General features: G+C 71.9%; 16 protein-coding genes and 1 tRNA gene. 11 read left to right on the forward strand and 6 right to left on the reverse strand.

The genetic code is table 11. The features are described from left to right. Nucleotides 1-148: 148 nt before the first annotated feature. Entirely contained in the window at nucleotides 149-1,156 is a 1,008-nt protein-coding gene (locus MKK53_RS02860; RefSeq protein ID WP_243926713.1) for a LacI family DNA-binding transcriptional regulator, read from the forward strand. After that, nucleotides 1,153-1,824, forward strand: a complete 672-nt coding sequence (locus MKK53_RS02865; RefSeq protein ID WP_243926714.1) for an aldolase — start codon at nucleotides 1,153-1,155, stop codon at nucleotides 1,822-1,824. Before MKK53_RS02860 ends, MKK53_RS02865 begins: the two co-directional genes overlap by 4 nt. A 101-nt stretch (nucleotides 1,825-1,925) precedes the next feature. Here the strand turns inward: MKK53_RS02865 and glyS are convergent, their stop codons facing one another. The 3 genes from glyS to MKK53_RS02880 all read right to left on the reverse strand — a co-directional run bounded on the left by glyS (nucleotide 1,926) and on the right by MKK53_RS02880 (nucleotide 5,819). Then, nucleotides 1,926-4,109: a glycine--tRNA ligase subunit beta gene (glyS, locus tag MKK53_RS02870; RefSeq protein WP_243926716.1), complete on the reverse strand. Its 2,184-nt coding sequence runs from the start codon at nucleotides 4,107-4,109 to the stop codon at nucleotides 1,926-1,928. Nucleotides 4,110-4,158: 49 nt separating this feature from the next. Continuing rightward, on the reverse strand, nucleotides 4,159-4,602 hold the full coding sequence (locus tag MKK53_RS02875) for a hypothetical protein (RefSeq protein ID WP_243926719.1): 444 nt from the start codon (nucleotides 4,600-4,602) through the stop codon (nucleotides 4,159-4,161). A gap of 296 nt (nucleotides 4,603-4,898) precedes the next feature. After that, on the reverse strand, nucleotides 4,899-5,819 hold the full coding sequence (locus tag MKK53_RS02880) for a glycine--tRNA ligase subunit alpha (protein WP_243926721.1): 921 nt from the start codon (nucleotides 5,817-5,819) through the stop codon (nucleotides 4,899-4,901). Between the two features lie 329 nt (nucleotides 5,820-6,148). Here MKK53_RS02880 and MKK53_RS02885 point away from each other — a divergent pair, with 329 nt between their 5' ends. Then, the gene (locus MKK53_RS02885; protein WP_243926723.1) at nucleotides 6,149-6,409 is read left to right on the forward strand and encodes a hypothetical protein; all 261 of its coding nucleotides are present in this window, start codon (nucleotides 6,149-6,151) and stop codon (nucleotides 6,407-6,409) included. A 17-nt stretch (nucleotides 6,410-6,426) separates the two neighbouring features. On the opposite strand, the gene MKK53_RS02890 is transcribed toward MKK53_RS02885, so the two are convergent. The 3 genes from MKK53_RS02890 to MKK53_RS02900 form a co-directional block, all read right to left on the reverse strand. After that, entirely contained in the window at nucleotides 6,427-8,031 is a 1,605-nt protein-coding gene (locus MKK53_RS02890; protein ID WP_243926725.1) for a Na+/H+ antiporter, read from the reverse strand. A gap of 222 nt (nucleotides 8,032-8,253) precedes the next feature. After that, nucleotides 8,254-8,748: an MmcB family DNA repair protein gene (locus MKK53_RS02895; protein WP_243926727.1), complete on the reverse strand. Its 495-nt coding sequence runs from the start codon at nucleotides 8,746-8,748 to the stop codon at nucleotides 8,254-8,256. 96 nt (nucleotides 8,749-8,844) lie between these two features. After that, nucleotides 8,845-9,366 carry a DedA family protein gene (locus MKK53_RS02900; protein WP_243926729.1) on the reverse strand — a complete coding sequence of 174 codons (522 nt, stop codon included), beginning with the start codon at nucleotides 9,364-9,366 and terminating at the stop codon, nucleotides 8,845-8,847. A 121-nt stretch (nucleotides 9,367-9,487) separates the two neighbouring features. On the opposite strand from MKK53_RS02900, the gene pdxY reads away from it, so the two are divergent. From pdxY to MKK53_RS02945, 8 genes are all read left to right on the forward strand, one after another. Continuing rightward, complete coding sequence (gene pdxY, locus MKK53_RS02905) at nucleotides 9,488-10,336, forward strand: pyridoxal kinase PdxY (protein WP_243926731.1); 849 nt, start codon at nucleotides 9,488-9,490, stop codon at nucleotides 10,334-10,336. A 36-nt stretch (nucleotides 10,337-10,372) separates the two neighbouring features. Then, nucleotides 10,373-11,260: a PhzF family phenazine biosynthesis protein gene (locus MKK53_RS02910; protein WP_243926733.1), complete on the forward strand. Its 888-nt coding sequence runs from the start codon at nucleotides 10,373-10,375 to the stop codon at nucleotides 11,258-11,260. Beyond that, nucleotides 11,253-11,963 carry an NUDIX hydrolase gene (locus tag MKK53_RS02915; protein WP_243926735.1) on the forward strand — a complete coding sequence of 237 codons (711 nt, stop codon included), beginning with the start codon at nucleotides 11,253-11,255 and terminating at the stop codon, nucleotides 11,961-11,963. The genes MKK53_RS02910 and MKK53_RS02915 overlap by 8 nt, the downstream gene beginning before the upstream one ends. A 120-nt stretch (nucleotides 11,964-12,083) precedes the next feature. Then, on the forward strand, nucleotides 12,084-14,351 hold the full coding sequence (gene glgX / locus MKK53_RS02920; RefSeq protein WP_243926737.1) for a glycogen debranching protein GlgX: 2,268 nt from the start codon (nucleotides 12,084-12,086) through the stop codon (nucleotides 14,349-14,351). A gap of 153 nt (nucleotides 14,352-14,504) precedes the next feature. After that, nucleotides 14,505-14,594 (forward strand) — tRNA-Ser (locus MKK53_RS02925). Between the two features lie 157 nt (nucleotides 14,595-14,751). Further along, on the forward strand, nucleotides 14,752-15,129 hold the full coding sequence (locus MKK53_RS02930; protein ID WP_243926739.1) for a hypothetical protein: 378 nt from the start codon (nucleotides 14,752-14,754) through the stop codon (nucleotides 15,127-15,129). 122 nt (nucleotides 15,130-15,251) lie between these two features. Further along, nucleotides 15,252-15,452, forward strand: a complete 201-nt coding sequence (locus tag MKK53_RS02935; protein WP_243926741.1) for a hypothetical protein — start codon at nucleotides 15,252-15,254, stop codon at nucleotides 15,450-15,452. A gap of 6 nt (nucleotides 15,453-15,458) precedes the next feature. After that, nucleotides 15,459-19,298 (forward strand): PAS domain S-box protein, encoded by a 3,840-nt coding sequence (locus MKK53_RS02945; protein WP_313901521.1) that lies wholly within the window; start codon nucleotides 15,459-15,461, stop codon nucleotides 19,296-19,298. Nucleotides 19,299-19,380: the final 82 nt, after the last annotated feature.

Consider the following 19,380-nt stretch of genomic DNA (forward strand, 5'->3'; position numbering starts at 1 on the left):
AGGTGCGGCGATAGCCGCCTCGGAGGAGGGCTCCAGGGATCGCATGCAGGCTGGAGGGCTCCTTCGAGGCCCGCTGCCGCGGGCACCTCAGGATGAGGGCGTGGATGGGAGGCCCGTCGCCCGAACCGTGCGGGGAGAAAGCGGGACCATGAACGAGTTTCAGCCGCCCGGACGGCTCGTGACGCTCACCGACGTCGCCCGCGAGGCCGGCGTCGGCGAGAGCACGGTCTCGCGGGTGCTGCGCAACCACGGCTCCTCGTCGAAGCGCGCCCGGGAGCGGGTGGCGGAGGCGGTGGCCCGGCTCGGCTACGTGCCGAACCGGCTGGCCGGCAGCCTCGCCGGGGGCGGGGCGGGGCCGGGGCTCGTAGGGGTGGTGATCCCTTCCTTCGCCAACATCGTGTTCCCGGACCTCCTGCGCGGCCTGACCACGGCCCTCGAGGGCACGGGGATGCAGAGCGTCGTCGGCGTCAGCGAGTACGATCCCGAGCGGGAGGAGGCCCTGGTGGCCGCGCTCCTGTCCTGGCGGCCGGAGGCGCTGCTGCTCACGGGGCTGGAGCACACGCAAGGCACGGTGGCGCTCGCCCGCGCCGCCGGGGTGCGGGTGGTGGAGATGATCGACACGGACGGGGAGGGGATCGACTCCGTGGTCGGCTTCTCGAACCGGGAGGCGGGGGCGGCGAGCGCCCGGCACCTGCTCGCCCGGGGCTACCGGCGGATCGGCTATATCGGCCTCGATTCGGAGGTCGACCTGCGGGCCGGCAAGCGGCTCGCGGCGTTCGAGGGCGTGCTGGCCGAGGCGGGCCTCGCCCTGGAGGGCCGGGAGATCCGGCCGGGCCGCTCCTCCGCGGCCTCCGGGCGGGCGGGGTTCGAGGCGCTGCTCGCCCGCCATCCGCGCCTCGACGCGGTGTATTTCTCCAACGACGACATGGCGCTCGGCGGCTGGTTCGCCTGCCTCGCGGCGGGGCTCGCCGTGCCGGGGCGAATCGCCCTGTTCGGCTTCAACGGGCTCGACTTCACCGAGGCGATGCCCCAGCCCCTCTCCACGGTGCGCACCCCGCGCCTGGAGATCGGCCGCGCTGCCGCCGCCTGCCTCACGGGCAAGACTCCCCAAACCATCGACCTCGGGTTCGCGCTGATCGAAGGAGCCACCGCATGAGCGAGGACGCCCGCCTGCGCGAGGAGATCTGCCGCTACGGCCGTTCGCTGTTCGAGCGCGGCCTGACGCCGGGATCCTCGGGCAACATCTCGCTCCGCCTGCCCGACGGCGGCTGGCTGGTGACGCCGACCAACGCGTCGCTGGGCTTCCTCGACCCGGCGCGGATCTCCTGCCTCGACGGGGCGGGGCGGCTCCTGTCCGGGGACAAGCCGACCAAGGAGATCCCGCTGCACAGCGCCCTCTACGAGAGCCGGGGCAGCGCCCGGGCCATCGTCCACCTGCACTCGACGCACGCGGTGGCGGTGTCGATGCTGCCGGAGATCGATCCGAAGGCGGTGCTGCCGCCCCTCACGCCCTATTACCTGATGCGCACCGGGGGCACGGCCCTGGTCCCGTATTTCCGCCCCGGCGACCCGGCGGTGGCCGACGCGATCCGGGGCTTGGCCGGGCAGTACAGCTCAGTGCTGCTCGCCAACCACGGCCCGGTGGTGGCCGGCGACAGCCTGGAGGCCGCCGTCTTCGCCACGGAGGAACTGGAGGAGACCGCCAAGCTCTACCTCCTCCTGCGCAACCTGAACCCACGCCACCTCTCGCCGGCGCAGGTGGCCGACCTCGTGAGCCATTTCGGCCTGACCCTGCCGGAGCATGACGGGCACGATCATGGGTGAGGACGGCACGGGCTCGAGGCCCCTGGGACCATCCGCCTCCACCCCGTCATTGCGAGCGGAGCGAAGCAATGACGGCGAGGGCGGGGGGATGGGCTGGCCTACTACCCCTCGATCTTCGAGAAGTCGGCCACCTCCCGCGTGGCGGCGCGCAGCGCATTGAGGAGTGCCAGGCGGTTCTCGCGGAGTTTCGGATCGTCCGCGTTCACGGTGACGTCCGTGAAGAAGGCGTCGACCGGGGCGCGGAGCGTCGAGAGCGCCCGCATGGCACCGGAGAAGTCCTCGGCCGCGACGGCCTTGGACGCCTCGGCGCGGGCCGTCTGCAACGCCTCGGCCAGCGCCCGCTCGGCCGGCTCGCCCCGGGCGGCCAGGGCCGCATCGGGGGCGGCGTCGTAGGCGCGGCCGTCCTTCTTCTCCTCGATGCGCAGGATGTTGGCCGCGCGCTTGTAGCCCGCGAGCAGGTTCTTCCCGTCCTCGGTCTCCAGGAATCTTTGGAGCGCCTCGACCCGGCGGACGATCAGCAGCAGGTCGTCCTGGCCGGGCAGGGCGAAGACCGCGTCCACGAGGTCGTGCCGGGCGCCCTGGTCGCGCAGGTAGACCTTCAGGCGGTCGGCGAAGAAGGCGAGGAGGTCGATGTTCTGTACCTTGACGTGCTTTCCGCCCCAGGGCTCAGACACTGTTGCTGTGATCGATGCGACATCTCCGCCATCCGCTTCGGCGAGTCGTTTGTGCATCAGCGATTTTTCGACCCGCGCACTGTGGGCATCAAAAACGCCGATAAGATTCAGCCGCCTGCCCTCAAGCAGGTATCGGATCACCCCTAACGCGGCCCGGCGCAGCGCATACGGATCCTTGCTCCCCGTGGGCTTCTCGTCGATGGCCCAGAAGCCCACCAGCGTGTCGATCTTGTCGGCCAGCGCCACGGCGATGGCGACGGGGTCGCCCGGCACCCGGTCGGTGGGGCCGAGCGGCTTGTAGTGGTCGCCGAGGGCCGTCGCGACGCTGTCCGGCAGACCTTCCAGCGCCGCGTATTTGGCGCCCATCAGGCCCTGCAACTCGGGGAACTCGCCGACCATCTCGGTGACGAGGTCGGCCTTGGCCAGCCGCGCGGCCTGCTCGGCGAGCGCCGGATCGGCGCCGACCAGCGGGGCCAGCTGCTTCGCGAGCGCCGCGATGCGCTGGATGCGCATTCCCTGCGTCCCGAGCTTCTCGTGGAAGACGATGGTGTCGAGCTTCGGCAGCCGGTCTTCGAGCTTCACCGCCTTGTCGGTCTCCCAGAAGAACTTGGCGTCCGAGAGCCGCGCCCGCACCACGCGCTCGTTGCCGGCGGTGATGGCGAGCCCGCCGTCGCTGGCCATCAGGTTCGAGACGAGGATGAAGGCCGGGGCCAGATCCTCCGAGCCGGCCTTTCGCAGCACGAAGCACTTCTGGTTGGCGCGGATGGTGGCGCGGATCGCCTCGGCGGGGATGTCGAGGAAGGCGTCGTCGAAGGAGCCCATGAGCACCACCGGCCATTCCACGAGGCCGGCGACCTCCTCCAGCAGGCCCTCGTCCTCCACGAGGTCGAGGCCGCGGGCGAAGGCGAGGTCGCGGGCGTCGTGCAGGATCACGTCCTTGCGCCGGTCGGCGTCGAGGATGACCTTCGCCTTCTCCAGGGCCTGGATGTAGTCATCGAAGCGGCGCACCTCGATCGCGCCCGGCGCCAGGAAGCGGTGGCCGTAGGTGGTGGTCCCGGCCCGGATGCCGCCGACCTCGAAGGGGACGACGTCCGGCGTCTCGGTCTCGGGGCCGAAGGTGGCCACGATGGATTGGAGCGGGCGCACCCAGCGGAGGGACCCCGGCTGCGCCGAGGCCGCGCCCCAGCGCATCGCCTTCGGCCAGGGGAAGGTCCGGATGATCTCGGGCAGGATCTCGGCCAGCACGTCCAGCGTCGCGCGGCCGGCCTTCTCGATCACCGCGAGGTAGAACTCGCCCTTCTTCGGGTCGGTGACAGTGGTCGCCTGATCGAGGCTCGTGAGCCCCGCGCCCTTCAGGAAGCCCTGGACGGCGGCCTCGGGGGCGCCGACCCGGGGGCCGCGCCGCTCCTCGCGGACCGCCTCGCCCCGGGCGGGCAGGCCGGCGATGTGGAGGGCGAGGCGCCGGGGCGTCGCGAAGGCCTTGGCGCCCTCGTAGAGGAAGCCGCGCGCCACCAGCGCGTCGGTGACGAGCTTCCGGAGATCCTCGGCCGCGCGCCGCTGCATGCGGGCGGGGATCTCTTCCGAGCGGAGTTCGAGCAGGAGGTCGGGCATGGCGCGGCCATATCGCCGCGCCGCACCCCTGTCGAGGGTGCAAACGCCCTCAGCGCGCCTCGCCCTTCAGGATGGTCGAGAGCTGCCACTTCCGGTCGCCGATGGAGTGGGCATCGGAGACGCGCCAACCGCCATCCTCGCGCACGAGGTCGTAGACGATGGCCTTGCCACCGTCGCCGCCCTTGCGCTGCACCGTGACCTTCGCCTGGTCCTTGCCCTCCGTGGCCTCCTTGAAGGTCAGCGCCTTCACGGTGTCGGGCTTCAGGGGCTCGCCGTTGAGGCGGTAGTCGAAATCGAGGTTGCCGGTGGCGCCGTTGGCCTGCTTCGCATCCGCGTCGAACAGGGTCTGGAGGCGCTTCGTGTAGACCGCGGAATGATCCGGGTGCGGCTCGGCGTAGAGCTTCTTCACCACGGCCTCCGGGCCGGGCTCTGCGGCGAGCGCGGGGGCGAGGCCGAGCACCAGGAAGCCGAGGGCGAAGGCGGTCTGTTTCATGATGCGATTCCCGCGTCTGCGGACGCGCTGGGAGCGCGCCGGTTGGCGGGGCTGCAACGCACGAGGGCGCAAGGGGCTCCCCGAGGGGCGCTCGCCCCTACTCCATCACCTCATCCAGAGGTGCCGGCGCGAAGTGGCCGCCTCGAAGACCTCATCCTGAGTGCGGTGGAAGCCGCCTCGAAGGAGGGCTCCAGGGATCGCGCGCTGTCTGGAGGGCTCCTTCGAGGCCCGCTGCCGCGGGCACCTCGGGATGAGGAGGTGGGTCGGACGAACCCGACCGTGCGGGCGGGATCCGCTCAGGCCCCCCCGGCCGCCGTCTTCAGCCAGGCCGCACCGCAGGCCTTGGCGAGTTCGCGCACCCGCAGGATGTAGCTCTGGCGCTCGGTGACCGAGATGACGCCGCGCGCGTCGAGCAGGTTGAAGACGTGGCTCGCCTTGATGCACTGGTCGTAGGCCGGCTGCACCATCCGGTGGCGCTCGCCCTCGGCGGGGGCGCCGGCATCGAGGTAGGTCCGGCAGGCCGCCTCCGCGTCGGTGAACTGGCGGAACAGCATGCCCGTCTCCGCCGCCTCGAAGTTGTGGCGGGAGTACTCCTGCTCGGCCTGGAGGAAGACGTCGCCGTAGGTGACGCGGTCCTCGCCCTCGGCGCTGTTGAAGTCGAGGTCGTAGACGTTCTCGACGCCCTGCACGTACATGGCGAGCCGTTCGAGGCCGTAGGTCAACTCGCCGGCCACGGGGGCGCATTCGATGCCCGCCACCTGCTGGAAGTAGGTGAACTGGCTCACCTCCATCCCGTCGCACCAGCACTCCCAGCCGAGCCCCCAGGCGCCCAGCGTCGGGCTCTCCCAGTCGTCCTCCACGAAGCGGATGTCGTGCAGGGCGAGGTCGACGCCGATCGCCGCGAGCGAGGCGAGGTAGAGCTCCTGCAGGTTCGGCGGGTTCGGCTTCAGGATCACCTGGAACTGGTAATAGTGCTGCAGCCGGTTGGGGTTCTCGCCGTAGCGCCCGTCCTTGGGCCGGCGGGAGGGCTGCACGTAGGCGGCCTTCCACGGCTTCGGCCCCAGTGCCCGCAGGGTCGTGGCCGGGTGGAAGGTCCCCGCGCCGACCTCCATGTCGTAGGGCTGGAGGATGACGCAGCCCTTGGCCGCCCAGTACTCCTGCAGCGCCAGGATCAGCCCCTGGAAGGACTTTTTGGGGGTGGGGGCGGCGCTCGGCATGATCGGTCGGTGCTTTCGGATTCGGCCGGGGGTCTAGGAGAGCGGCGCGGCCGGCGCAAGGCGCCCCGCGGTGATCGCCCGCCCGCCCCGCGGCGACCGCCCGTCCCCGGATCCAAGGATCAAGGCGGCGCCGGCAAGCCTTCGTTCGCGCATGTGCAGTAAGTCTTTTGCCGGAACGCCGGCCCGGAACCTTCGTCGCCGGAACGTTGCTTGCGGGAGGCTGAAAAGTCGGCACCGGGCGCCGGAACCGCGACCCTACGGCCAAGTTGTATGGGCAACCAGGGGATTTCCGGCGCCCTCGTGCTGCCGAATGTTTCGGACCACCGACGATGAACCAGTCTTTCGCCCGCCGTCACCTGACCCTCGTCGCCACCCTCGCCCTGTCGGCGATGGCCGCCACCCCCGTCGTGATGGGCGCGAGCCGGGCGCTCGCCACCTCCGACGACCCTGTGGCCACCGCGACCCTGCGGGTCGATCCCGTCGAGGTCAGCGCCATCGCCCCGGCCCCGGCGGCCAAGCCGGATTGCCTGCGCAAGGTGCGGATCGTCTACGGCAGCTACGGCACGCCCGAGGGTTGCGCCGCCCACTGAGGGTGGCTTCGGCCGCGTCAGCCGTGGCCGGCATGGTCGCCGGCAAACCGCCTGAGATGGAGCTCCTCGAGGTCGAGTTCGGCCTCGATGATCCGCAAAACCGAGCCGTGGATCCGGCCCTCCCGGTGCAGGGCGACGAGGGCCGCCCGCCCGGCCTTCACCGCAGCCAGCGCCGCCTCGACATGGGCCTCGCGCTCCGCCTCGGCCGCCAGGCGCTCGTCGCGCAGGCGTGACATCGCCCACACCCGCCGCCGGTACTGGTCCACGAGGTGGGGATGCCGGGGTGCCCCGGTCTCGGGAAGCTGGAGCTCCTCCAGGACCGCCAATCCGGCCTCGTTCACCGCCACCCGGGCCATGGACGCGTCGAGATGCCCGTCCGGCAGGGTTCCGCTGGAATCGAGGCGCAGGTGGCGGATCAGCGGGCCCAGGGTGGTGCCCTGCACCAGCACCGTGAACAGGATCACCGCGAAGGCGGCGATCAGGATCGGGTCGCGGCCGGGGAAGCCGAGGGGCAGGGCCAGGGCCGCCGCCAGGGTGACGACGCCGCGCATCCCCGCCCAGCCGACCACCAGGGGGATCGCCGGACGCAGGGGCGGCGGGGCCCCCGGCCGGCGCCACGGCATCAGCAGAGGCAGGTAGACCGCGGGGAACACCCAGGCGAGGCGGGCCGCCACGCAGGCCACCGTCGCCGCCAGGGCGAGCGGCAGGCCGGACGCGAGGGCATCCGCGCTGCCGCCCATGCGGGTGAGCACGCCGCGCAGGGCCAGCCCGATCAGCACGAAGACCAGCGCCTCCAGGATGAACACCACGAAGCCCCAGACGGCGAGGGCGCGGGTCCGGGTGCGGGCGTCGAAGGTCTCGTGCTCGCGCGCCCCCAGCATCAGCCCGCAGGCCACCACCGCCAGCACCCCCGAGGCGTGGATCTCCTCGGCGGCGAGGTAGGCGAGGTAGGCGACGAGGAAGGTGACCACCGTCGTCGCCTCGGCATCCCGCAGTCGCGCGATCCCCCGGTTGGCGGCGAAGCCGAGGACGATCCCGACCGCGACGCCCGCCGCGGCGAGCCACGCGAAGCTGCCGAGCGCCGCCCAGGCGTCGAAGGCGCCGGTCAGGGCCGCGGCCACGGCGAACCGGTAGAGCACGAGGCCGGAGGCGTCGTTGACGAGGCTCTCGCCCTCCAGCACCGTCACGGTCTTGCGGGGGAGGGTGACCCTGGCCAGCACCGCCTTGGCCGAGACGGCGTCCGGGGGCGAGACGATGGCCCCGAGCGCGAAGCACGCGGCCCAGGGCAGGCCCGGCGCGACCCAGTGGGCGATCAGCCCGACCACCAGGGTGGTGAACAGCACCGCCCCGAGGGACAGGGACAGGATCGGGCCGAGGGAGGCGCGGAAGTCGCGCCAGACGGTGAAGTAGGCCGATTCGAGCAGGAGCGGCGGCAGGAACAGGACCATGATCAGATCCGGGTCGAGGTCGAAGGTGGGCAGGCCCGGCGCGAAGGCGAGCGCCATGCCGCCGATCACCAGGGCGGCGGCGGGCGGAAGGCCGAGGCGGGCGGCGGCGAGGGACAGGACCAGGGCCGCGGCCAGCAGCACCAGGACCAGTTCGAACAGCGCGACGGGCGTCATGCCCCCGCTGTGGACGCGGCGGCGCTCCGGGGCAAGCCTCCCCGGTGTCCGGCCGGGAAGCCGGACCATCCCGTCCAGGACCTCATCCTGAGGTGCGGCGCCAGCCGCTTTGAGGGAGGGCTCCAGGGATCGCAGCGCCTTCTGGAGCCCTCCGTCGAGGCCCGCTTCCGCGGGCACCTCAGGATGAGGGCGAGGGAAGGAGGCCTTCTCCCGGCCCGACTCTCAGAGCGCCCCTTCGCGGATCGCCCCCGGATCGGCCAGGGAGTGCAGCAGCCGGGCGGCGCTGTGGGCGAAGCGCAGGGTCACCGCCTTGCGCCGGGGGCCGCTCAGGGCGTGCTCGGGCGCCTCCCGCAGGATCGCCGCGCCGTAGGCGTCGGCGACGATCAGGCCGCATTCCTCGGGGATCAGATCCTCCGGCACGTCGTCGGGGATGGCGAAGAAGAAGCGGTCGCAGAAGTCCCGGTAGTCGGGCCATTTCCGGTCGGCCCGGAAGTCGGCCACGCTCGACTTGATCTCCACGATGGTGAGCCGCCCCGCCCCACACAGGGCGATCACGTCCGCCCGCCGGCCGTTGACGAGGGAGAATTCCGGCAACGTCACGCAGCCCATCTCCGAGAACAGCCGCCGCACCCCGCGCTGGACGCGCAGGGCGGTGGGCGACTGGCGCCGGTCCGGGGGAAGGACGAGCGCGGGCGCGGGGAGGGCGGTGGAGGTCATGGGCAAACGGTGCGCGAATCGGAGTCTGTGCCGAATCGGAACATCCTGCCGGCATCGGCCGGCGCCGTCACCTGCGGCGCGGCACCACGCGGCGACTCACCGGTCGAACCACGCCAGCAGCCCCGCACCGGGGGCGAGGAGCACGAAGGCCCAGACCGCCGCCGAGGCGACGTTGGCGAGCTGGAACGGCAGCCGGGCGAGGCCGAGCACCCCGGCGAGCAGGGGCACCAGCGCCCGCGCCGGGCCGAAGAACCGCCCCAGCGCCACCGCCGCCACGCCCCAGCGGCCGATGAAGCCCTCGGCCTTCTGCGTCATCTCCGGGTAGCGGCTCAGGGGCCACTTCGTCTTGGCCCCCGGCCCGAGCCAGCGCCCGAACTCGTAGGACACCCAATCCCCCGCCGCCGCCCCGACGGCCGCGCCGATCACCACCGGCCAGAAATCGAGCCCCGCCCCGCCGATCAGCGCCCCCACCGCCAGGAGGATCACCGTCGCCGGCACGAACAGCGACAGCACCGCGATCGATTCGCAGAAGGCGAGCCCCGCGGCGATCACCGGAGTCCAGGCCTTGTGGGCCTCCACGAAGGTGAGCGTGGCGGTCTTGAGGGCTTCGATGTCCATCGCGGTCGGAACGATCTCCTGTGGGGCCGGTCCCATCTGATGCCGACATGGCACCCCGGCAAGTGCAGGGATGCGGCCGGCCGCGGAACGGGCTAACCACGCGGGGGCAGGAGCCAAGCCCGTGAACGTCCTCTCCATCCAGTCCCACGTCGCCTACGGTCATGTCGGCAACGCCTCGGCGGTGTTCCCGATGCAGCGGCTCGGGGTCGAGGTGTGGCCGGTCCATACGGTGCAGTTCTCCAACCACACCGGCTACGGCGCGTGGCGGGGCGAGGTCTTCGCCGCGCAGACGATCCGCGACGTGGTGCGGGGCGTCGGGGAGCGCGGGGCGCTCGCCCGGTGCGATGCCGTGCTCTCCGGCTACATGGGCTCGGCCGAGATCGGCGAGGCGATCCTGGAGGCCGTCGCCGCCGTGCGGGCCGAGAACCGGGACGCGCTCTATTGCTGCGATCCGGTGATCGGCGACACGGAGGAGGGCGTCTACGTCCGCCCCGGCATCACCGAGTTCATGCGCGAGCGGGCGGTGCCGGCCGCCGACATCCTCACCCCGAACCAGTTCGAGCTGAACCTCCTCACCGGCCTGCCGAGCACGACGCTGGCGCAGGCGCGGGCTGCCATCGCCGCCCTGCAGGCGCGAGGCCCCCGCGTGGTGCTCGTCACCTCCGCGGCCACCACCGAGACGCCCCCCGACCGCCTCGACCTCCTGGCGGGGGAGGGCGGGCAGCTGTTCCGGGTGCGGACCCCGCGCCTCGCCCTCGCGGTCAACGGCGCGGGCGATTGCATCGCCGCCCTGTTCCTCGTCCACTACGCGCGGGAGCGCTCCGCCGCCGTGGCGCTCGAACGGGCGGCGGCCTCGGTCTACGGTCTCCTGAAGCGCACCGCCGAGGCCGGCTCGCGGGAGATCCTCACCGTCGCGGCGCAGGACGAGTTCGTCGCGCCCTCGGAGGTCTTCCCCGCCGAGGCGGTGTGAGCGTCCCCAGGCCCCTATGACGCGAGGTCCGCCCCGATGAACCGACGCCGCTTCGTCACCCTCGACGTGTTCACCGGGCGCCGGCTCGCGGGCAACCCGCTGGCGGTGGTGCTCGATGCGCAGGGCCTCGACGCCGCCGCGATGCAGGCCGTCGCCGGGGAGTTCAACCTGTCCGAGACGGTGTTCGTGCTGCCGCCCGCCGAGCCCCGGCACCGGGCACGCCTGCGCATCTTCACCCCCGGCCGGGAGCTGCCCTTCGCCGGGCACCCCACGGTGGGGGCGGCGGTGCTCCTCGCCCTGCAGGATCCCACGGGGGGCGATGCCCGCGCCTTCGGCCTGGAGGAGGAGATCGGGACCGTCCCCTGCGTGGTCGAGACCCTGGCCGACGGCAGCGGCGGCCGGGCGCGGTTCCGGCTGCCGCTCCTGCCGGAGTATCTCGGCCCCGGCCCGGAGCCGGAGGCGCTGGCCGCCCTCGTCGGCCTCCAGCCCGGCGACATCGCCACCGGCCGCCACCGGCCGAGCCGCCACGGCGTCGGCCCCCGGTTCACCTGCGTGCCCGTCGCCTCCGTGGCGGCCCTCGACGCCGCCCGCCCCGCCCAGGCGCCCGCCCCCGAGGACGGCCTCTACCTGTACACGCCCGACCCGGAGGGCCCCCCCGGGGGCTGGCGGGTGCGGATGTTCGCCCCGAATTTCGGCGTCCCGGAGGATCCCGCCACGGGCGCCGCGGCCTCCGCCTTCGCCGGGGTGCTGATGCAGTTCGAGACCCTGGGGGAGGGCACCCACGACGTGGCGATCCGCCAGGGCCAGGCCATGGGCCGCCCGAGCGAGATCGCCCTCCAGCTCACGGTCGAATCCGGCGCCCTGCGCGCGGTGGAGATCGGCGGCGCGGCGGTGATCGTCTCGGAAGGGACGCTGCATGTCTGAGGCGTTCCGGACGACGCGCCTCAGGGGGATCGAGGCCCGCCTCGTGCCCTACGCATGGCCCTGGGCGCGGGACAACGCGCGGGCCATCGCCGCCCATTGGGAGCGGCGCCACGCCGCCCGGCCCGCGATGTTCGACGGGGTCGTCCTCCTGTCCTGCGCCTGCGCCGTCACGGACGGGATCGGCCGGATCGACCTGTTCGAGGCGCGCTTCTCGCAGCTCATCGCCTACCGCGAAGGCGGGCGGTTCGACGGGCGGGTCGCCAACGCCTTCGCGGCCATCGTGCCCTGGAGCGCGGACGGCGCGGTGCTCGTGGGCGAGATGGGCGCCCACACCGCCAATGCCGGCCAGCTCTACTTCCCCTGCGGCACCCCCGACCGGGACGACCTGCGCGGCGCGGCGGTCGACCTCACCGGCAGCGCGGAACGGGAATTCACCGAGGAGACCGGCCTGCGCCTGCCGGAGGGGGCGGCGGAGGACTGGACCCTCCTGGCGGGGGAGGGGCAGCTCGCCTTCCTGCGCCCGGTGCGCTTCCCCGAGACGGCCGACGCCCTCCTGGCCCGGGCCGAGGCGCATCGGCGGGCCGAGGCGGAGCCCGAGCTGGCGGGCCTGCGCCTCCTGAGGCAGCCCGCCGACCTCGACCCGGTGCGGCTGGCGGGCTTCGCGCGGGCCTATCTAACGCAGACCCTGGTGGATATCCCGTAGCCGCGGACAGTCCGGCGGGCCCGTCCCAAATTTTCGCGGCGGTGCGGGAGCTTCGCCGTGCCCGGGACGTTCCCGGAATGCCCCTGCCGCGGCGCCGGCAGGCGGAGCACCGGAGACCCCATGTCCGATACCCCTCGTTCCACGTTCCAGGCCCGTGCGGCCCGCTCGCGCATCCTGGAGGGGCAGCCCTATCCCCTCGGCGCCACCTGGGACGGCCTGGGGGTGAACTTCGCCCTGTTCTCCGCGCACGCCACCAAGGTCGAGCTATGCCTGTTTGACGACCAGGGCGAGCGCGAGATCGAGCGCATCGAGCTGCCCGAGTACACGGACGAGATCTGGCACGGCTACCTGCCGGACGCCCGGCCGGGCACCATCTACGGCTACCGCGTCCACGGCCCCTACGAGCCGAAGGCCGGGCACCGGTTCAACCCGAACAAGCTGCTCATCGACCCCTACGCCAAGGGCCTCGTGGGCTCCATCACCTGGAACCCGGCCCTGTTCGGCTACCAGATGGAGACGGGCGACGACACGACCTTCGACGAGCGCGATTCGAGCCCCTTCACCCGGCGCTCCCGCGTGATCGACCCCGCCTTCACCTGGGGCCGCCACCAGAAGCCCAACGTGCCCTGGGACCGGACCATCGTCTACGAAGCCCACGTGAAGGGCCTCACCAAGCTCCACCCCAAGGTGCCCGAGAAGCTGCGCGGCACCTATGCCGGCCTCGGCACCCCTGAAGTGCTCGACTACATCAAGAGCCTCGGCGTGACCGCGGTGGAGCTGCTGCCGGTGCATTCCTTCGTGCAGGACGACTACCTGCAGGAGAAGGACCTGGTGAACTACTGGGGCTACAACACCATCTCGTTCTTCACCCCCGCCCGGCGCTACGCCGCGGTGCCGGACTTCGCCTTCTCCGAGTTCAAGGAGATGGTCTCGCGCCTGCACGGGGCCGGCCTCGAGGTGATCCTGGACGTGGTCTACAACCACACCTCCGAGGGCAACGAGAAGGGGCCGACCCTCTCGTTCAAGGGCATCGACAACGCCTCCTACTACCGGCTGCTGCCGAACGAGCCGCGCTACTACATCAACGATACGGGGACCGGGAACACCTTCAACCTGTCCCACCCCCGGGTGCTGCAGCTCGTCACCGATTCGCTGCGCTACTGGGCGACGGAGATGCAGGTCGATGGCTTCCGCTTCGACCTCGCCACGATCCTCGGCCGGGAGCCCTACGGCTTCGACGAGGGCGGCGGCTTCCTCGACACCTGCCGGCAGGACCCGGTGCTCAACTCGGTCAAGCTCATCGCCGAGCCGTGGGATTGCGGGCCCGGCGGCTATCAGGTCGGTGGCTTCCCGCCGGGCTGGGCCGAGTGGAACGACCGGTTCCGGGACGACGTGCGCGGCTACTGGAAGGGCGACGGCGGCCTGCTGCCGGACATGGCCTCCCGGATCACCGGATCGGCGGACAAGTTCAACAAGCGCGGGCGCAAGCCCTGGGCGAGCGTGAACTTCCTCACCGCCCATGACGGCTTCACCCTGCACGACACGGTCGCCTACAACGACAAGCACAATGAGGCCAACGGCGAAGGCAACCGCGACGGGCACTCGCACAACCTGTCCTACAATTACGGGGTCGAGGGGCCGACGGACGATCCGGGCATCCGGGCGGTGCGCCTGCGCCAGATGCGCAACATGCTGGCGACCCTGTTCCTGTCGCGCGGCACGCCGATGCTGCTGGCCGGCGACGAGTTCGCCCGCACGCAGAACGGCAACAACAACGCCTATTGCCAGGACAACGAGATCTCCTGGCTCGACTGGGACGCCATCGCCGAGGAGGAGCGGGACCTCGCGGAGTTCACCCAGCGCCTGATCATCCTGCGCAACGCCCTGCCGATCCTCAATCGCGGCCGGTTCCTGACCGGGGGCTACGACGAGGAGTTCGGCGTGCAGGACGTCACGTGGCTGCGCCCGGACGGGGGCGAGATGGCCCCGGAGAACTGGAACGACGGCGGTGCCCGGGCCTTCGCCGTGCGCCTCGACGGCCGCGCCCAGGCCACCGGCCTGCACCGCAGGGGCGGCGACGCGACCCTGCTGCTGCTGTTCAACGCCTACCACGACCTCGTGAGCTTCACCCTGCCGGAGACGGTGGGCGGCGAGGCCTGGACGCGCCTCCTCGACACCAACCTGCCCGACAGCCAGGACGCGGAGAGCTTCGGCTTCCGCCAGCCCTACGAGGTGACGGGCCGCTCGCTGCTGATGTTCGTCCTCAAGCCCGAGGACACGCCGGGGGATGCGGCCACGGAGATGGAGCGGTCCTACCAGCACGTCATGCAGGCCTTCGAGCGCGCCAATGTCGAGCGCGTCCACTTCCACCTCGACGACGGGGAGTGACGGCACCCCGCGGACGCGGGAGGGACGGCGGGCGGGAGGCGCATTTTCCTCCCGCCGGTGCCTTGCGCGAGGCCCCCTGCGCAGGATACAGCACGCCCTCCGCGCGGCCCGCCCCGCGCCCGGCCCCGCGCCGGGCGCCACGAGCCCCGGACCGGAGGGGTGGCCGAGTGGTTGAAGGCGCACGCCTGGAAAGTGTGTATACGGGAAACCGTATCGCGGGTTCGAATCCCGCTCCCTCCGCCAGTCGCCATCATTGAGCGACCGACCCAAATCAGTTTACTCAAGAATTCGCGAACGCACGACCGGCAACCGCGCCCACCCGTGATCGGCCCGGAGGGCACGGTGACGGACGGGCATGCGGCGCAGGGTCGAGGCGCGATCCGATCGGCAGGAGCGAGTCATGGCCGCCACGCTCGCAGACCACGTGGCTCGGGCCGCGATGGCCGCCCGCCGGCACTGCGCGCGGTTTCCGGGGGCGATCGCGAAGGATGCCCTGCCCTGGGCGGTGATCGAGGCCTTCGACGCCGACGTGCGCGGCCATGTCGAGCGCGATCCCCGCATCGAGGACGAGCGCGACCGGGTCCTGATCGCGGCCGTCAAGCTGGCCGAAACCCCATCGGATGAGGACGATGAGGTGGCGACCGCCCGCGGCCACCTCGTGGATGCGATCGACTACCTGGAACAGGCCGTGCTGCGGTTCGGCGTGATCAACCGGCAGGGGGCGAAACTCAGGCTCGGATGGGCCGGCCAACGGGTTGGCCAATCGAGCGAAGGTTAGCGGACCGGCAATCGCGCATTCCACCGCGACCTCACGTCGGTGAGGCCGATGATGGCAGACAGTTGAAGGCCGTCATCATTCCTGAGCATTGATAGCGCCGTTCAGCTGTGGGAAGGCGACCTATGTCCACGACGCCCACCCGCTCCATCGCCCTGACGAGGAAGCAGGACGCCGCCATCCGGGCCGCGGTCGCCTCCGGGCGCGGCACCGGCGCCCGCGAAGTCGTGCGCGCGGCATGGCGCCGCCGGATCGGCCGTCAGGGCGCGATGCCCGGCGCTCGACCTGCGGGAGAGCGGCGCGACATCGACCGCGGCTCAGTCTGACGCGCCATGTCCGCCTCCGATGACGCCGTTCGCGATCCGGTCCGGCTCGCCGCGCTCGCCGCCTACGACATCCTCGACACCCAGCCCGAGGAGGGTTTCGACGACATCGTGCAGCTGGCCACCCACCTGTGCCAGACCCCCGTGGCGCTGGTCAGCCTCGTGGCGGCCGACCGGCAGTGGTTCAAGGCCCGGGCTGGATTTCCCTTCTGCGAGACGGAGCTCGACAGCTCGGTCTGCGCCCACGTCCTGAACGAGCCAGACCTGCTCGTCATCCCGGATCTCGCCGCCGACCCCCGCACCGGGGCGAACCCGCTCGTCACCGGCGAGCCCTTCATCCGCTTCTACGCGGGGGCGCCCCTGCGCACGACCGAGGGGCAGGTCATCGGCAGCCTGTGCGTCATCGATACCGCGCCGCGGCCGGACGGCCTGACGCCGGCCCAGGCCGGCGACCTGAAGGCGCTGGCGCGCCAGGTGATGAGCCAACTCGACCTCCGGCGCTCGGTGGCCACCCGCGATGCGCTGCTGGCCGACCAGGCCGCGATCCACCAGGCCCGCGAGGTCCTTCACCGCACCCAGGCGGCCATCTCGGAGGCCGGGGGCGATCTCGACACGATCCTGGATATCCTCATCGTCGGCGCCATGCAGGCCGTGCCCGAGGCCGATGGCGGGACCGTCGAGCTGGCCGACGGCAAGGACCTCGAATACCGGGCCGTCGCCGGCACCCTGAAAGCCTTCCGGGGCCGGCGGGTGCCGCTGGAGGGGAGCCTGTCCGGGGCGTGTTTCAAGGCCCGCAAACCCTGCCTCGTGCCCGACGTCCGGGTCGACGTGCGCGTCGATCAGCTCCTGGCCGAGCGGATGCGGTTGCGCGCGTGCATCACCGTCCCGGTCTTCCGGGGGCGCACGAGCATCGGTGTCCTGAAGATCCAGTCGAGCAGGCCGGACGTGTTCACGGACCGGCACCTGCAGGTCGTGCGGTTGTTCGCCGGGGCCGCCTCGGCGGGGTTGGTCGAGGCCCGGGAGGTCGCCGCCCAGCGTGCCGCGCAGGCCACCGAGAGCCGCTACCGGGCGGTCTTCGAGAGCGCCATCGACTACGCCATCATCGTGATGGACCTCGACGGGACCGTGACGAACTGGAGCGGCGGGGCGGTCCGCATCCTGGGCTGGACGGCCGAGGAGATCAGGGGGCAATCCGGCGAAGCGATCTTCACAGCCGAGGACCGCGCCGCCGGCATCCCGGGCGAGGAGATGCGGCGCACCCTCACGGACGGGCGCGCGGTCGACGAGCGCTGGCACCTGCGCAAGCGCGGGACGCCGTTCTGGGCCAGCGGCGAGATGTCGGCCCTGCGGGACGAGGCCGGCACCGCCACCGGCTTCGTCAAGATCCTGCGCGACAGGACCGACGAGCACTTGGCCCGCAACGCCCTCGCGGACGCGGAAGCGCGCCTGCGCCAGGCCCAGGCGGCGGGCGGCGTCGGCCTCTTCACCATCGACCTGGCGGACAACGTCCTCACGCCGACCCCGGAATTCTGCCGGCTCTACGGATTGCCCGAACGGGCGGGGTACCCATCGACGGCGTTCGAGGCGCTCATCATCCCGGAGGACGCGCACCTCGTCTCCACGGCCCGGACGCGCCGGCAGGGCGCGCCGCCCCGGGACGTGGAGTACCGCATCCGCCGCCCCGACACCGGTGAGATCCGCTGGATCGCCCGCAAGGGGGAGATCGAGTTCGACCCGTCCGGCCGGCCGGTCCGGTTCGCGGGCGTGGCGCGCGACATCACAGAGCAGCAGACCGCCCGCGAGGCCCTCGCCCGCAGCGAGGGGCGCTACCGCACGCTGTTCGACAGGATCGACGAGGGCTTCTGCGTCATCCGCTTCATCGACGGGCCCCACGGCCCCTTGAGCAACTACGTGCACATCGAGGCCAACCCCGCGTTCGAGCACCACCTCGGCATCCCGCACGTGGAGGGGCAGACGCTGCGCGACATCGCCTCGGACTTCGAAGCCGAGGACTGGCTCAAGCGCTACGGGGACGTCCTCCGCACCGGCCAGCCCGTGCGGTTCGACCGGATGTTCGCCCTGACCGGCCGGCACCTGGAGGTCGCCGCCCACCGGATCGAGCCGGCCGCTCGGTGCGAGGTGGCGGTCCTCTTCACCGACATCACCGCCCGCAAGAGGGCGGAGGCGGAACTGCGCGCCAGCGAGGCCCTGGCCCGGGAGAACGTCCAGCGCGTCCAGCTCGCGCTCGCGGCGGGCGCGATCATCGGCACGTGGTTCTGGGACCTGCCGAGGGACCGCTTCACGGTGGACGAGGCCTTCGCCCGCGCCTTCGGCCTCGACCCGGCCCACGGCCGGGAGGGCATCCCGCTCGCCAAGATCGTCGAGACCGTCCACCCCGACGACCAGGCGGGACTGGCCGAGGCGATCAACGATGCGATCACCCGCGGCGGCGCCTATGCCCACCAGTACCGCGTCCGCCGCGCCGATGGCCTGTACTACTGGCTGGAGGCGAACGGCCGGGTCGACCATGCCCCGGACGGCACGCCCCTGAGCTTTCCGGGCGTCCTCATCGACGTGGATGGGCGGCGCGCGGTGGAGGCCGAACGCGACCGGGTCTCCGCCGAACTCCGGGCCCTCAACGAGACGCTGGAGCAGCGCGTCGCCGACCGGACGACCGAGTTGCTGGTCGCCGAGGAGCAGCTCCGTCAGGCCCAGAAGATGGAGGCGGTGGGCCAGCTCACGGGGGGGCTGGCGCACGATTTCAACAACCTGCTCGCGGGCATCTCGGGCTCCCTCGAACTCATGCAGACGCGCATGGGCCAGGGACGCTTCGGCGATCTCGACCGCTACATGACCGTCGCCCAGGGTGCGACCAAGCGGGCGGCGGCCCTGACGCACCGCCTGCTCGCCTTCTCCCGCCGCCAGACCCTCGACCCGAAGCCCACCGACGTGAACCGTCTCGTGGCCGGGATGGAGGAGCTGGTCCGCCGGACCATCGGCCCCCAGGTCGCCCTGGAAGTGGTCGGCGCGGCGGGATTGTGGGCGACCCTGATCGACCCGGGCCAGCTCGAAAACGCCCTCCTGAACCTGTGCATCAACGCCCGGGATGCGATGCCGGACGGGGGGCGCATCACCATCGAGACGGCCAACAAATGGCTGGATCGACCGGCCGCCACCACGCACGAGATTCCGGAGGGGCAGTACCTCTCGCTGTGCGTGACCGACACCGGCACCGGCATGCCGCCGGAGGTGATCGCGCGGGTGTTCGAGCCGTTCTTCACCACCAAACCCATCGGCGAGGGCACCGGGCTCGGCCTGTCGATGATCTACGGCTTCGCCCGGCAGTCGGGCGGCCAGGTGCGGATCTACTCCGAGGTCGGCCAGGGCACGACCGTGTGCCTGTACCTGCCCCGCTACTACGGGGAGGCCAACGAGGACGACGACATCACCCGGCTGTCCGAGGTGGCGCGCGCCGGACAGGGCGAGACCGTGCTCATCGTCGATGACGAGCCGTCGGTCCGCATGCTGGTGACCGAGGTCCTGGAGGATCTCGGCTACACCGCCATCGAGGCGGCCGACAGCGTCGCGGGGCTGAAGGTCCTGCAATCGGACGTGCGGATCGACCTGCTCGTCACCGATGTCGGCCTTCCCGGCGGCATGAACGGGCGGCAGATGGCGGATGCGGGGCGGGAGCGGCGCCCGGCACTCAAGGTCCTGTTCATCACCGGCTACGCCGAGAACGCGTTCCTCGGCAGCGGGCACCTGCAACCCGGCATGCAGGTGCTGAGCAAGCCGTTCGCGATGGAAGCGCTCGCCTCGCGGATCAAAGACCTCATCCACTCGCCGTGAGCCCGCGGAGGGCCGGAGGCGGAACGCCCTCCGGGACGAGGTCCGCTCCCCGCATCGGGGGGGACGCCGTTCGGGCCTCGGC

Origin of the sequence: Methylobacterium sp. J-076, from assembly GCF_022829405.1 — a bacterium.
In the GTDB taxonomy this organism is placed as follows: domain Bacteria; phylum Pseudomonadota; class Alphaproteobacteria; order Rhizobiales; family Beijerinckiaceae; genus Methylobacterium.